This window comes from Stenotrophomonas sp. YJH_SMC_48-3 (genome assembly GCF_059369375.1).
Map to the genome: position 1 here is coordinate 325,707 of NZ_JCAFSQ010000005.1, position 14,245 is coordinate 339,951.

12 protein-coding genes are annotated in these 14,245 nt (G+C 67.3%); 6 read left to right on the forward strand and 6 right to left on the reverse strand.

Annotated elements, in window-relative coordinates:
- The first annotated feature begins 15 nt into the window (after positions 1–15).
- Positions 16–759 carry an SDR family oxidoreductase gene (locus AC5P65_RS10755; protein ID WP_111098525.1) on the forward strand — a complete coding sequence of 248 codons (744 nt, stop codon included), beginning with the start codon at positions 16–18 and terminating at the stop codon, positions 757–759.
- A 117-nt stretch (positions 760–876) separates the two neighbouring features.
- On the opposite strand, the gene AC5P65_RS10760 is transcribed toward AC5P65_RS10755, so the two are convergent.
- The 3 genes from AC5P65_RS10760 to AC5P65_RS10770 are packed head-to-tail and all read right to left on the reverse strand — an operon-like array spanning position 877 to position 6,367.
- Positions 877–3,954, reverse strand: coding sequence for an efflux RND transporter permease subunit (locus AC5P65_RS10760; protein ID WP_111098526.1), 3,078 nt, complete (start codon positions 3,952–3,954; stop codon positions 877–879).
- Entirely contained in the window at positions 3,951–5,123 is a 1,173-nt protein-coding gene (locus tag AC5P65_RS10765) for an efflux RND transporter periplasmic adaptor subunit (RefSeq protein WP_134729081.1), read from the reverse strand. The genes AC5P65_RS10760 and AC5P65_RS10765 overlap by 4 nt, the downstream gene beginning before the upstream one ends.
- Positions 5,120–6,367 (reverse strand): TolC family protein, encoded by a 1,248-nt coding sequence (locus AC5P65_RS10770; protein ID WP_495215567.1) that lies wholly within the window; start codon positions 6,365–6,367, stop codon positions 5,120–5,122. Before AC5P65_RS10770 ends, AC5P65_RS10765 begins: the two co-directional genes overlap by 4 nt.
- Positions 6,368–6,429: 62 nt before the next feature.
- On the opposite strand from AC5P65_RS10770, the gene AC5P65_RS10775 reads away from it, so the two are divergent.
- Both AC5P65_RS10775 and AC5P65_RS10780 read left to right on the forward strand, forming a co-directional pair.
- Positions 6,430–7,104, forward strand: a complete 675-nt coding sequence (locus AC5P65_RS10775; protein ID WP_111098529.1) for a response regulator — start codon at positions 6,430–6,432, stop codon at positions 7,102–7,104.
- Complete coding sequence (locus AC5P65_RS10780) at positions 7,097–8,470, forward strand: sensor histidine kinase (protein ID WP_111098559.1); 1,374 nt, start codon at positions 7,097–7,099, stop codon at positions 8,468–8,470. The genes AC5P65_RS10775 and AC5P65_RS10780 overlap by 8 nt, the downstream gene beginning before the upstream one ends.
- A 139-nt stretch (positions 8,471–8,609) precedes the next feature.
- Here AC5P65_RS10780 and AC5P65_RS10785 read toward each other — a convergent pair whose 3' ends face one another.
- The 3 genes from AC5P65_RS10785 to AC5P65_RS10795 form a co-directional block, all read right to left on the reverse strand.
- Entirely contained in the window at positions 8,610–10,961 is a 2,352-nt protein-coding gene (locus AC5P65_RS10785; protein WP_180832513.1) for a GH92 family glycosyl hydrolase, read from the reverse strand.
- A gap of 96 nt (positions 10,962–11,057) precedes the next feature.
- Positions 11,058–11,381 (reverse strand): thioredoxin family protein, encoded by a 324-nt coding sequence (locus AC5P65_RS10790; RefSeq protein WP_019659840.1) that lies wholly within the window; start codon positions 11,379–11,381, stop codon positions 11,058–11,060.
- Between the two features lie 5 nt (positions 11,382–11,386).
- Positions 11,387–11,803, reverse strand: coding sequence for a baeRF12 domain-containing protein (locus tag AC5P65_RS10795; RefSeq protein WP_019337746.1), 417 nt, complete (start codon positions 11,801–11,803; stop codon positions 11,387–11,389).
- Positions 11,804–11,965: 162 nt separating this feature from the next.
- Between AC5P65_RS10795 and AC5P65_RS10800 the strand changes: the two genes are divergently transcribed.
- The 3 genes from AC5P65_RS10800 to proP all read left to right on the forward strand — a co-directional run bounded on the left by AC5P65_RS10800 (position 11,966) and on the right by proP (position 14,155).
- Entirely contained in the window at positions 11,966–12,193 is a 228-nt protein-coding gene (locus tag AC5P65_RS10800; protein ID WP_019337747.1) for a hypothetical protein, read from the forward strand.
- Positions 12,194–12,278: 85 nt separating this feature from the next.
- The gene (locus AC5P65_RS10805) at positions 12,279–12,407 is read left to right on the forward strand and encodes a hypothetical protein (RefSeq protein ID WP_258014252.1); all 129 of its coding nucleotides are present in this window, start codon (positions 12,279–12,281) and stop codon (positions 12,405–12,407) included.
- Positions 12,408–12,667: 260 nt separating this feature from the next.
- Positions 12,668–14,155 carry a glycine betaine/L-proline transporter ProP gene (gene proP, locus AC5P65_RS10810; protein ID WP_180832515.1) on the forward strand — a complete coding sequence of 496 codons (1,488 nt, stop codon included), beginning with the start codon at positions 12,668–12,670 and terminating at the stop codon, positions 14,153–14,155.
- Positions 14,156–14,245 lie beyond the last annotated feature (90 nt).

Here is a 14,245-nt window from a genome sequence, read left to right on the forward strand (position 1 = left end):
CCAGTGGAAGCCACCATGACCCTCTCCCCCGCCCGCTCTGTCGCCCTGGTCACCGGCGGCTCCCGTGGCATCGGCGCCGCCATCTCCCGCCGGCTCGCCGCCGATGGCCACGCGGTCGCGATCAACTATGCAGGGCGCCGCGACGACGCCGAAGCCTTGGCGGCCGAACTCGACGCAGCCGGCGCGCAGGCCATCGCGCTGCAGGCCGATGTGGCCGATCCGCAGGCGGTCTACCAGCTGTTCAACGCCATCGAGGCCCGTTTCGGCGGCATCGACGTGGTGGTCAACAGCGCCGGCGTATTGCAGCTGGCGCCGCTCGCCGACACCGACGACGCCCTGTTCGAGCGGGTGATCGGCATCAACCTCAAGGGCGCCTTCAACGTGCTGCGCGAAAGCGCGCGACGGGTGCGCGACGGCGGGCGCATCGTCACGCTGTCCACCAGCGTGGTCGGGACCCGGCTGGAGAACTACAGCGTGTATGCGGCCAGCAAGTCGGCGGTGGAGACCATGGGCGCGATCCTCAGCAAGGAGCTGCGCGGGCGCAACATCACCGTGAACGCCGTGGCGCCGGGCCCGACCGCCACCGATCTGTTCCTGGATGGGAAATCGCCCGAGCTGATCGAGCGGTTGGCGAAGATGAACCCCCTGGAGCGGCTGGGTACGCCGGAGGACATCGCCGGTGCGGTGGCGTTCCTGGTTGGTGCCGATGGCGGGTGGATCAACGGCCAGGTGCTGCGCGCCAATGGCGGGATGGTGTAGTCCGCACAGGTGGCATCCACGCATGGCGCGACGCCCTTGTAGAGCCGAGCCCATGCTCGGCGGCTCTTTGCGCAAAGGCCAGAAGCAGCCGAGCATGCGCTCGGCTCTACAGGTAGGTCAGGCGATGCGCGCCTCGCGGCGGCGATGCACCCAGTAGTACAACGTGGGCAGTACCAGCAGGGTCAGCAGCATCGCCGACAGCAGGCCGCCGATCACCACCACCGCGAGCGGCTTCTGGGTCTCGGCACCGATCGCATGCGAGGTGGCCATCGGCAGCAGGCCGAACATCGCCAGCAGTGCGGTCATCAGCACCGTGCGCAGGCGCTGCAGCGAACCCTGCACCACGGATTGCAGCAGGTCCATGCCCTGCTCGCGCAGCTGGGCGAAGCGGCTGAGCATCACCACGCCGTTCAGCACCGCCTGCCCGAACAATGCAATAAAGCCGATTGCCGCCGACACCGACAGCGGAATGCCGGTCAGCCACAGGGCCAGGATGCCGCCGATCATCGCCAGTGGCACGTTGGCCAGGATCAGCGCGGCGCTGCTGATGTCCTTGAAGGCATCGAACAGCAGCACGAAGATGATCAACACCGACAGCGGAATCACCCAGGCCAGGCGCTTCATCGCACGCTGCTGGTTCTCGAACTCGCCGGACCACTCCAGCCGGTAGCCTTCCGGCAGCCGTACGCTGGCATCCACGCGCTTGCGCATGTCAGCCACCACGCTGCCCATGTCGCGGCCGGCGATGAAGATGCTCACCGCCTTCACCCGCTGTGCGTTCTCGCGCGAGATGTTGATCGCGCCGCTGGCCATGCGGAAGTCGGCCACGTCGGACAGTGTCACGGTGTGACCATCGCCGATTCCGACGGGCACGGTGCGCAACCGCTGCAGGTCGCGGTCGGCGTCGTCCAGGCGCAGGGTGATCGGGAACCTGCGGTCACCTTCCCACAGTTCGCCGACCTGGCGCCCGCCCAGTGCGGTCTCGATCACCTCGTCGATGTCGCGCACGTTCAGGCCATAGCGCGCAGCGCGGTCGCGATCAATCTCGATCTGCAGCTGCGGCAACGAGCCGTCGCGGTCGATGAAGGCGCTCTCCACGCCCTCCACGCCGCGTACCTGCCCGAGGATCGCCTGCGCCTGCTGGTTCAACACGTCCAGATCCGAGCCGCTGACCTTGATCACCACTTGGCCTTTGATCTGCGAGATGCTCTCCAGGATGTTGTCGCGCACCGGCTGCGAAATCGAGAACTCGGGGCCCGGAATGCGCCGCTCCAGCGTGCGCTGCAGGTCGCTCACCAGCTGTCGCTTGTCCACGCCTTTCGGCCATTCCTTCTCCGACTTCAACGCCACCAGCGCCTCGATCTGGTTGGCGCCCTTGGCATCGGAGCCGTCTTCCGGGCGTCCCAGCTTGGCCACCACCGTCGATACCTGCGGGAACGTGCCGACCAGTTCGCGGATGCGCCGCGACTGCTGCTGCGCTTCGGCCAGGCTGGTGCTGGGGTCTAGCGTGGCGGTCAGCCAGATCGAGCCTTCGTCCAGCTCGGGCAGGAACTCCGATCCCAGGCGGGTGCCCAGCGCCAGCGTGCCCACCAGCAGCGCGACTGCGGTCAGTACCACCGCACGCGGGCGGGCCAGCGCGCGCTCCAGGACCGGCCGATACCAGCCGGTCAGGCGGTCCATCAGCGGATTGCCGTCGCGCATGCGGTCGCGCCGCAGCCACCAGTAGCAGAACAACGGCACCACGGCCAGCGCCAGGATCAGCGCGCCGATCAATGCCGAGGTCACCGAGTACGCCATCGGCGCGAACATGCGGCCTTCCTGGCGCTGCAGCGTGAAGATCGGGATGTGCGCGGCGATGATGATCAGCATCGAGAAGAACGTCGGCCGGCCCACTTCCGAAGCGGCCGACAGAATGGTCGACAACCGCGTCTTCCGATCAGCCGCAGGTGGCAGCTTCGACAATCGCGAGACGATGTGCTCGGTCACGATCACCGCGCCATCGATGATGATGCCGAAGTCCATCGCACCCAGCGACAGCAGGTTGGCCGGCACACCCCACAGATGCAGGCCGAGGAAGGTCGACAGCAGCGCCAGCGGCATCATCGCCGCCACGATCAGTGCGGCCCGGGCGTTGTACAGGAACAGCCACAGCACCAGGAACACCAGCACCGCGCCTTCCAGCAGGTTGCGGAACACGGTATTCAGCGTGGTCGAGACCAGCCACGAGCGGTCGTAGAACGGCTCGATGCTGACCCCGGCCGGCAACTGGTTGGCCTCGATCTCGGCGATGCGCGCATGCAGGGCGTCGAGCACGTCGGACGGGTTCTCGCCCTTGCGCATCAGCACCATGCCGAACACCGCATCGTCGTTGTCGTCCTGGCCGACCAGGCCCTGCCGGGGCAGCCCGGTATCGGCGATGCCGGCCAGGTCACGTACCAGGATCGGCGTTCCCCCGCGTTGCGCCACCACCACGTTGCCGATGTCGGCCGGCGAGCGCATCAGGCCCACGCCACGGATCAGGAACTGCTGCTGGCCGCGTTCCACGTAGCCGCCGCCGGCATTCGAGCTGCCCCTCTCCAGCGCCTCGGCGAACTCACCCAGGCTGATGCCGCGATCACGCAGCTTGTCCAGGTCCGGCTTGACCTGGAAGGTACGCGCGAAGCCGCCGAAACTGATCACATCGGCCACGCCCGGCACGGTGCGCAGGCTGCGCTCCATCGTCCATTCCTGCACGGTGCGCAGCTGGGTTGGCGTCATGTGCGGGCCTTTCAGCACATAGCGGTAGATCTCACCTACCGCCGAGCTCATCGCCTCCAGTTCCGGGGTCACCCCTTCCGGCAGCTCCACGCCCTGCAGGCGCTCCAGGACCTGCTGGCGTGCGAAGTAGTCATCGGCCTTGTCGTCGAAGGTCAGGATGATCATCGACAGGCCGAACTGCGTATGCGAGAACACCCGCACCGAATGCGGGATGCCGGACAACGCCACCTCCAGTGGCATCGTCACCTCGCGCTCGACCTCTTCGGCGGCACGGCCCGGGTGCAGCGACACCACGGTCACCTGGGTGTCGGATACATCCGGGAAGGCTTCCACCGGCAGTACGCGGAACGCGGCAATGCCGGCACCCATGAACAGCAGCAGTGCCAGCATCACCATCAATGGCTGGCGCAGGCAGTAGGCAATCAGGCGATCGATCATGGGGCGGCGTTCCCCGTGCCGGTGCTGGCGGCGGCCGGTGCGCTGTCCGCCAGCTGCTGCAGCAGCAGGCCGCCTTCTACCACCACCCTGGCGCCTGCGGCCAGGCCCTCACGCACCCACAGCCGGCCATCGCCCAGCTCCTCGGCATGCACCGCGTGACGCACGAAGCGGCCCTTGCCCTCCTCCACGAACACCACCTGCTTGCCGTCGATCAACAACACGGCCGCATCGGGCAGCGAGACACCGCCTTCGGCCGGCAACGCCACCTGGGCGCGCACGTACTGCCCCGCCTTGAAACCGCGTGCGCGGTTGTCCAGCTCGGCGCGCGCCTGCACCACGCGGCGTTCGCTGTCGACGAAGTCATCCACGTGCTGCAGGGTCGCCTGCAGCGGCTGTCCATCGGGCCCGGGCACGCTCACCTGCATGCCCGCCTTCAAACGTCCGGCCAGGCCCTCCGGTACATCCAGCTGCAACCACAGGCGGTCCGGATCGCCAATCACCGCCAATGGCCGTTCGCTGTCGGGGCTGACCGCCATGCCCGGGCTCATCCGCCGCTCCACCAGCACGCCATCGATCGGCGCGCGCAACGGCAGGCGCTGATCGACGTGCTGGCCATTGCCATAGGCCTTGGCGAAGGCGGTGGCACGCGCGTGATCGGCCTGGCTGCCGGCGAAATTGGCCTCGGCCTCGTCCAGTTCGCGCCCCGACGCCACACCTGCCGCATGCAACTCGCGGGTGCGCTCCAGCTCCTTGCGGGCCTGCTGCAGCTGGGCACGGCCGCGCACGCCCTCCGCCTGGGCCTGGCCGAATTCGGGCGAAGTGATCCAGGCGATCACCTGGCCCGCCTTCACTTTCTGCCCCGGCTGTGCCTCGATACGCGCCACCTGCCCCGCCAACGGCGTACGCAGCGCGCTGGAGCGCGTCTCGTCCCAGACCACCCGGCCCGGCAGCTGCAGGCTGGCGCTGGCGCCGGCGGTGACCGCCTCGCTGCGTAGCACGTCCAGCTGGCGGCTACCGGCAGGAAACTGGATCTGGCCAGCACTGACCTTCGGCGCGTCCTCGGTATACGACGCCGGTTCGCGGCCGCAGCCGCCCAGCAGGGCCAGCGCCAGCAAGGCCGGCAGCACGGCCTGTCGCGCCTGCGGTCGATAAGCGACGGTGGACTTCATCGGGACTCTCCTTCAGCAACGGATGTGGCCGCTTCCCAGCGCGCCAGAGCAATGGCATGATCGGCACGCGCTTCAATCAACGCGGCCTCGAACTCGCGCCAGCTGCGGCGCGCATCCAGCAGATCGGTCAGGCTGGCGGCGCCGCGGCGGTAGGCCAGCTCGATGCCCTGCACCGCCCTGCGTGCGGCGTCGGACTGCAGTCCTTCGTAGTCGCTCCGGCGCTGCGCGGCGGACTGGGCGCTGGCCTGCAACTGGTCCAGTTCGGCACGCGCTTCGCGCTGCAGCACCTGCAGCTCCAGCGCGGCGCTGTCACGGTCGGCCTCGGCACGCTGGATCGCGCCGCGTGCACGTGACGGGCCGCCGAGCGGAATGGTCAATGACACTCCCCAGGTGACACCGCTGATGTCGGTCGGCTCGCGCTCGGCCTCCACACCCAGCTGGATGTCGCGATGGCGCTCACTGCGCGCCAGTGCCACACCGGCGTCGGCCGCGGCCAGGCGCGAACGTGCCGCGCGCAGATCGGCACGCTGCTGTGGGTCGAACGCACGCGTATCGACCCTGCCCGCGGGGTCTGGCCACGGATCATCGGCGCTGAGGTCATGGCTGTCGTCGCGGCCGAGCAGCAGCCCCAGCGCATGCCGTGCATCGCGCAGATCCAGGGCCGCCTCGCGCGCCGCATCGGCCACCGCCAGGTCGTCCACTGCCAGCCGCGCGCGGTCGACCGGCGCCATCGCCCCGGTGGCAACCTGCTTGTCCGCCGCCGCCATCTGCTCGGCCGAACTCTGGCGGTTGGCATCGGCAATCTGCGCCCGCTCCTGTGCGCCCTTCAGAGCGAAATAGGCTTCATGCAGTGCCACCTGCTGCCGGCGCCGGGTATCGAGCATGTCCGGCCCGGCCACTTCCAGCAGCGCGTCCGCCTGGCGGATGCGCAATGCGCGCTTGCCGCCGCGCTCCCAGGTCCAGCCCAGGCCCACGGTGCTGTCCACCCGCTTGTCCTGCCAGCGTCCCGAGCCGATGCCATGCTTGGGGCTGATCTTGCTGGTGCCGATCGACAACTCGGTGGCCGGGCGCAACGCCGCCGTCTGCACATCGCCCTGCACGCCGCGCAGCTCCAGTGCCGCCGCACGCAGGTCCGGGTTGTGTGCTTCCATGGCGCGCTGCGCTTCCTGCAGGGACAGCGCCGAAGCGGTGGGCGCGCACAGAAGAGTGGCCAGCACGGCCGCAAAACGAGGGGAGAAATTCATGCACGTCACGGTAAGGTGATGCACTTGCGCCAAACTTGCCCCAACCTTGCACGAAGCTTGCAATGCGAATCCTGCTGATCGAAGACGACGCCGCGCTGGCCGATGGACTGATCCGCGCCCTGCAGGGCGCCGGCCATCTGTGCGACCACCTCTCGCGCGGGCTGCACGCGCCGGCTGCACTGGCCAGCGCGCCGTATGACGTGATGGTGCTCGATCTTTCATTGCCCGACGTCGATGGCCTGGACCTGCTCTCGCGCCTGCGCAACGACGGTGTCACCCTGCCGGTGCTGATCCTGACCGCGCGCGACGGTGTGGAGGACCGCATCCTCGGCCTCGACCGGGGTGGCGACGATTACCTGGCCAAGCCATTTGCACTCGGTGAGCTGGAGGCGCGCCTGCGTGCGCTGTCACGCCGCCGAAGCGACGCACCGGCAAAGAAGCGGCTGGGCCGGTTGTGCTTCGACAGCATCCGCAATGAAGTGCAGGTGGAAGGCCAGCGCATCGAACTGACCGCGCGCGAGCTGTCGCTGGTCGAGGCACTGATGCAGCATCCCGGCCGCACCGTCACCAAGCAGCGTCTGTTCGACGCGCTGTACAGCTGGGATCACGAGGCCAACCTGTCAGTGATCGAAGTGCATGTCAGCCGCCTGCGCCGCAAGCTGGAACAGGCGCGCGCCGGCGTCGGCATCCGCATGCTGCGTGGCCTGGGGTATCGGCTGGAAGCCGGCGGTGACTGAGCGTGTGCACAGCCTGCGTGGCCTGCTGCTGCGCCGCCTGTGGCTGCCCCTGCTGGTGCTGCTGCTGTGCAGCGCGGTCGGTTCATTCACGTTGGCCCGCTTCTATGCCGGGCAGGTCTATGACCGCTGGCTGCTGGACTCGGCGATGTCGTTGTCCGAGCTGGTGACGGTGCAGGACGGCCGCGCGTCCATCGAGATCACCCCGGCGGTGTCGCGCATGTTCACCTGGGACACCGCCGACGAAGTGCATGGCGAAGTGGTCGACGCCGCGGGCGGGCGCCTGTATGGCGACCTGCCCGAAGCGCTGCCCCGCCCCGCGATCGCTGCCGGCAGCGACGATGCCGTCTACTACGACGCGCGCCTGCGTGGGCAGGCCGTGCGCATGGTCGAAGTGGTGGTCAGCGCCGGGCCGGGTCATGACATCCGGCTGCGCGTGGCCGAGACACTGCGCAAGCGGCACCGGCTGGAGCGCAAGCTGCTGCTGACCAGCGTTCCGTTCCAGGCTGCGATCCTGGCACTGGCGGCATGGCTGGCCTGGTCCGGTACAGGCGCTGCCGCACGCCATGCCAACCTGGTTGCGCGGAAGCTGGCCAGCCCGCGGCCGGATCCATTGGCGCCGCTGGATCCGGCGCAGGAAGCTCCGCGCGAACTGTGGCCGGCGGTGGAGGCCTACAACGCGCTGCTGCAGCGCCTGGACGCGATGCAGGATGCACAGCGGCGCTTCGTCAGCAATGCCGCGCACCAGCTGCGCACGCCGCTGGCAGCGATGCAGGTGGAGCTTGAGAGTTCATTGCGCCAGCACGATCCGCACGCCCAGCAACTGGCGCTGTCCGGCACGCTGGCCGGGCTGGCGCGGCTGCAGCACCTGGTCAACCAACTGCTGATGCTCAGTCGATCGGAAGATCCACATGGCAGCGCACTGCCGCTGCAGCCGCTGGATCTGGCCGCGCTGGCGCGGGGCGTGGTCGAGCGCTACGCCGACCGTGCGTTGGCGGCCGACGTGGACCTGGGTTACGACGGACCCGACGACGGTGTGCAGGTGCAAGGTGATCCGCAGCTGCTGCGCGAGGCGCTGGGCAACCTGCTGGACAACGCGCTGCGCTACGGCGCCGTGCCCGGCGTGATCACCCTGGGACTACAGCGGGATGCCGAGGGCGTGCAGGTATGGGTGGACGATGACGGTACAGGCATCGCCGAAGCCGAACGCGCGCGCGTCACGGAACGCTTCTATCGGGCGAGCAGTGAGGGCGACGGCTGCGGGCTGGGGCTGGCGATCGTGGCCGAGATCGCGCAGCGGCATGGCGCGACCTTGATGATTGATACCGCCCCGATCGGCGGTGCGCGGGTGGGGTTGCGGTGCCGATGAGCGCTGTTGAACCGCCCTTGTAGAGCCGAGCCCATGCTCGGCTGCTCCTGGCACGATGCCTGAGCCGAGCATGGGCTCGGCTCTACAGGTTCAAGGTCAGCCGTGAAGCGTGCCGACCAAGGTCGGCACCTACCAATCATCACCGGCTCATCGAATAGGGCGCCTGCGCGCCCTGCCCCGGCCAATCCTTGTTCGGCTCGGCCTGCATGGTGAAACGCAGCTCGCCACCTGCCAGGATCTCGTCATGGCGCAGGAAGGTGCGCTGCAGCGGCTTGCCGTTGAGGCTCACGTTGCCGACGTAGGTGTGCCTGTCATCCAGCCCATCGGCCACGATGGTGAACGCCTTGCCGTTCGGCAGGCGCATCGCGGTCTTCGGCAGGAACGGGCGGCCGAGGATGTACTCGCCCGAGCCCGGGGCCACCGGATAGAAGCCCAAGGCGGTGAACACGTACCACGCCGACATCTGGCCGACATCATCGTTGCCGGCCAGCCCATCGGGGCGGTCGGCATACTGGGTGTCCATGATCTGCTTCAACCGCGCCTGGGTGCGCCACGGCTGGCCAGCGTACGAATACAGGTAGGCCACGTGGTGGCTGGGCTCGTTGCCGTGCGCATACCAGCCGATCAGGCCGGTGATGTCTTCCATGTGCTCGAAGATCGATGGATCCACCTTGGCGTTGAACACCTCGTCCAGGCGCGCGAGCAGCTTGTCGCTGCCCCCGTGCGCCGCCGCCAGGCCGGCGACGTCCTGCGGCACGTACCACGAGTACTGCCAGGCGTTGCCCTCGGTGTAGTCGGTGCCATAGCCGCTGGCGCTGGGGTCGAACGGCGTACGGAAGCTCCCATCGCGCTTGCGCGCGCGCATGAAGCCGGTGTCCTTGTCGAACGCATTGCGCCAGTTGGCCGCGCGCTTGTCGAAGGTCGCCGCGACATCGGCCTTGCCCATCGCCTGCGCCATGCGTGCGATGGTCCAGTCATCAAAGGCGTACTCCAGCGTCTTGCTGGCCGCTTCGCCTTCCTCGTCGATCGGCACATATCCCAGCTCACGGTACTGCGCGATGCCATCGTACGGGCCGTAGTTGGCAGTCTCGACCATCGCCTTCAATGCCTTGTCGGCGTCGAAGCCACGAATGCCCTTCACGTAGGCGTCGGCGATCACCGGAACGGCGTGGTACCCGATCATGCACCAGTCTTCCAGGCCATGGAACGACCACACCGGCAGCATGCCGTAGGGGCTGTGCTCGTGGTGGGCCAGCATCGAATTGACGAAGTCGCTGTTGCGTTTCTCCGGCTGCACCAGCGTCAGCAACGGATGCAGCGCGCGGTAGGTGTCCCACAGCGAGAACGTCGAGTAGTTCGTGAAGCCATCCGCCTTGTGCACCGCATTGTCCGGCCCGCGGTACTGGCCATCGGCATCCATGAACAGCGTCGGCCCCAGCAGGGTGTGGTACAGCGCGGTATAGGCACTGCGGCGGGCGTGCTCGGGCGCATCGATATCGAGCACCGACAGCGCCTGCGTCCATTCCTGTTTCGCCTGCGCACGCACGCGGTCGAAATCAAAGTCGGCCACTTCCGCGTCGAGGTTGGCAATGGCGCCGGCTTCGCTGACCGGCGAGATCGCGACCTTGACCACCAGCGGTGCATCCAGCTTGCCGAATGCGAAGGTACCGACCAGCTGGCGGCCCTCGACCTGTGCGCGCTGCGCTGGATCCTTCTCGCCCGGCGGCGGGAAGCCCTTGTAGACGATGTCCTGCTCGGTGTTGTGCAGCTCATGCCCGGAAAGCGGCCGCGAGAAACGCATCGCGAAGTACAGCTGGCGACCTGGCGCCCAGCCGCGCGTCTCCCGGAAGCCGGTCACCGTACCATCGGCGCGCACCCGCACCCGCGACCACAGCACCTTGCCCGGGTAGTCGTACATGCTGGTGCGCATGTCCAGCAGCACCTTGGCGTCGGCGCCCTTGGGGAAGGCATAGCGATGCACGCCCACGCGCGCACTGGTGGTCAGCTCGGCGCGCACCTTGTAGTCGTCCAGGGTGACGGCGTAGTAGCCCGGCTCGGCCTTCTCATCGTCATGGCGGAAGCGAGAGGCATAGCCGCTGCCCGGCTTCTCAGGATCGCCACGCTCCAGGCCGGGACTGCCGGTGAACGGCATCAGCAGGATGTCGCCCAGATCGGAATGGCCAGTGCCGGAAAAATGCGTGTGCGAGAAGCCGACGATGCTGCTGTGGTCGTAGCGGTAGCCGGCTGCCCAGCCATAGGCCTTTTCGCGTGGCTGGATGCGTGTGTCCGGGCTGAGCTGGACCATGCCGAACGGCACCGTGGCACCCGGGTAAGTGTGGCCTTCACCACCCGTACCAATGAACGGGTCGACCGAGGCATAGGCCTTGTCGGCGGCGGTTCTGGCAGGCGCGGCCGACGCCAGGCCGGAAGCGAGCATCGCCGTGGCGGCGACAGCGATCAGGAGACGACGGTCCAGCGTGGGCATCGGCATTTGGATCGATTCAGGCGATAGCCGGATCCTAGCACCGGGCCTGTCACGCCGCATGCTGCAGTGCGACTGCCCGGTGTCCCGCACCGGGTTTACTCTTCAACCGGGAAGTGCGCTCTGCAACGACATGAGATCCGCGCTGTCCAAAGGCCTTACCACCCGCGCGATCTCCTCTCCATCGCGCAGCAGCACCACCGTCGGCCACAGCTTCACCTTGAACGCTCGCCCCAATGGCCTTCCCTTGCCATCCTCGATCTTCCAATGCGGCAGATCGTTCGCTTCGACAAAAGCCTGCAACGCGGGCTGCGCGGCCTGGCAATGACCACACCAGGGCGCACCGAACTCCAGCACCTGCCAGCCAGGCTGCGCCGCCACCTCCGCAGAGGTGGGCTCGTTCGCAAGGTGATCACGCATGAACGGCATGAGCGCTACGCCGCCAGTGCCTTCTGGATGTCTTCCAGCGGCGCGTTGGTCAGATCCTTGGCAATATCCCCGAGCAATCGCGCCTGGACCTCTTTATGCAGCAGCGGACGAATGCGGCCCAGCGTGGTCGGGTCGGCGATCAATACCAGGTGCGCATAGCGGTTCTTCAAGGCATCTTCGTTGAGCTGTTCGGCCACCTGCTTGGCGAACGTGGCCTCATTGAGCTGCGAGACCGACATGTCCTTCGGCACGGCACCCGCAGGCCCCTGCCCGGATACACCCTGCTCGCTGATGTCCTGCAGGCGCAGTTCGCCTTCCTGCTTCAGGGTCAACTGGTGGTTGCTGCCCACGTTGGTGAACACCCGCGCCGAACCACCGTCGGCTACCACGATCAGGGTTCCTTCGGGAATCGTCCGCGCCATTGCATCCTCCATCAATCCGGAAAGTGGGTGTGCGCTCCACCTTATGCACGCCGATGTCACCAGAGCGGGTACAGGATGTGATCCCGTCATCGCAATCTGCAATCAGCGCTAAATTTGTCCGCCTGCCTGCCGCTATGGCCTCCATCATCGCGAGGAACCTCTGTGTACGCTGGCTCACTGTTCCACGTCTGCTTTGCCACCAGCCTGGCCATTGCCGGCTGTGCCGGTTGCATCCACCAGTTCCTGCAGGGCCAACCGTTCTTCGCCCTGGCCATCATGCTCTCGGTGCTCACCATGATCGGCGCCGCACTGGTCACGCGGAAACTGGCACTGCCGGGCGCCTTGGCGATGGCCTGCACGGTGTTCGGTTTGGTGGCGAAGTCGGCCTGAGCCTTCTGAACAGGCGAGGTGGAACACAGCGTGCAGATCGGCCTGCTTCGCTGCATGCTCACGCCGATGCCGTTATGATGAAAGGATGATCGACACGACCCACTACGTGACGGGCGCACCTGTTACGCGGGAAGCACTGCCGACCGGCGCTTCGCTTGCCACGAATGCTCCCGCCCTGCATTTCCATCGCCTCGCGCTGGATCCCGGCGGATGACGCCAGCAGGCGCTCTGCCTGCACCCCTACGCTGATGTGATACCTGGCCGCTGACTGCTCGGCCGCTGTGATCCCGTTTTCGCGTCTCCGCCCCTGCGGCGGTGCTCTGCCGTGCGCGTGGCGTTGCGCCTGCACACATTCCCCGGCCCCCACGCCGCCTTCCGATGCCCCTGCGCCACTTGCGCCTGCATCGCCGTTTCCGATTTCCGGGATACACCACAGCACCCATTCCCCTATTCCATACCTACAAGGGAGCCCCTATGCAGGACACGCCCGATTCCCATGCCCACTTCGGCTGGTTCAAACGCCGCCGCCACCTGAAGGTCGATGAGATCACCGTCGTCGACAAGCCCATGCTCAAGCGCGCCGTGGGCGCCGCCGCACTTGGCAATGCCATGGAGTGGTTCGACTTCGGTGTCTACGGCTATCTGGCCGTCACCATCGGCCAGGTGTTCTTCCCGTCCAGCAACCCCACGGCACAGGTGATCGCCGCCTTCGCCACCTTCACCGTGGCATTCCTGGTGCGTCCACTCGGCGGCCTGGTGTTCGGCCCGCTCGGCGACCGTTATGGGCGCCAGAAAGTGCTGGCGTTCACCATGATCCTGATGGCGCTGGGCACGTTCTCGATCGGCTTGATTCCCTCCTACGAGCGCATCGGCATCTGGGCACCGGTGCTGTTGCTGCTGGCACGTGTGGTGCAGGGATTCTCCACCGGCGGCGAGTACGGCGGTGCGGCCACCTTCATCGCCGAGTATTCCACCGACCGCAACCGCGGCCTGATGGGCAGCTGGCTGGAGTTCGGCACGCTGGGCGGCTACATCGCCGGCGCCGGAACCGTGACCGCGCTCCACATGCTGTTGAGCAGCGGACAGATGCTGGACTGGGGCTGGCGCATTCCATTCCTGGTGGCCGGCCCGCTGGGCCTGCTCGGCCTGTACATGCGCATGAAACTGGAGGAAACGCCGGCCTTCCGCGCCTTCGCCGAGGAAGCCGAGAAGCGCGAGCACGACCGGCCCGGGCTCGCCGCGCTGATCCAGGTACATGGCCGCCAGTTGCTGGTCTGCATGGGCCTGGTGCTGGTGTTCAACGTGACCGACTACATGCTGCTGACCTACATGCCCAGCTACCTCAGCGTCACCATGGGCTATGCCGAGAGCAAGGGCCTGCTGCTGATCATCATCGTGATGCTGGTGATGATGCCGCTGAACATCGTCGGCGGATTGTTCAGTGACAAGCTTGGCCGTCGCCCGATGATCATCGGTGCCTGCATCGCGCTGCTGGTGCTGGCCGTACCCTGCCTGCTGCTGCTCGGCAGCGGCAACGACGGACTGATCTTCCTCGGCCTGATGCTGCTGGGCCTGGCACTGGTGTGCTTCACCAGCTCGATGCCGTCCACGCTGCCGGCGCTGTTCTATACCCCGGTGCGCTACAGCGCACTGTCGATCGCCTTCAATGTGTCGGTGTCGCTGTTCGGTGGCACCACGCCACTGGTGACCGCATGGCTGGTGGAACGTACCGGCGATCCGCTGGTGCCGGCCTACTACCTGATGGGCGCGGCAGTGATCGGCCTGGTCACCATGCTGTTCGTGAAGGAGACCGCTGGCCTGCCGCTGCGCGGTTCACCGCCGGCGGTCGGCAGCGACAAGGAAGCCGCCGCACTGCTGAAGAGCGATGTGCCGGTGACGGTGGACCCGAGCCTGCCGCCACTGCCGGAGACTGCGGAGCCTGAGCAGGTAAAGCCGGCCTGAGGCTCGGCGAAGCCGGCGTTGTTGTACGGCCAAGCCCGCGCGCGGCTGCCTTTCGAGGGATCAGCCGAGCGTGGGCTCGGCTCTACAACG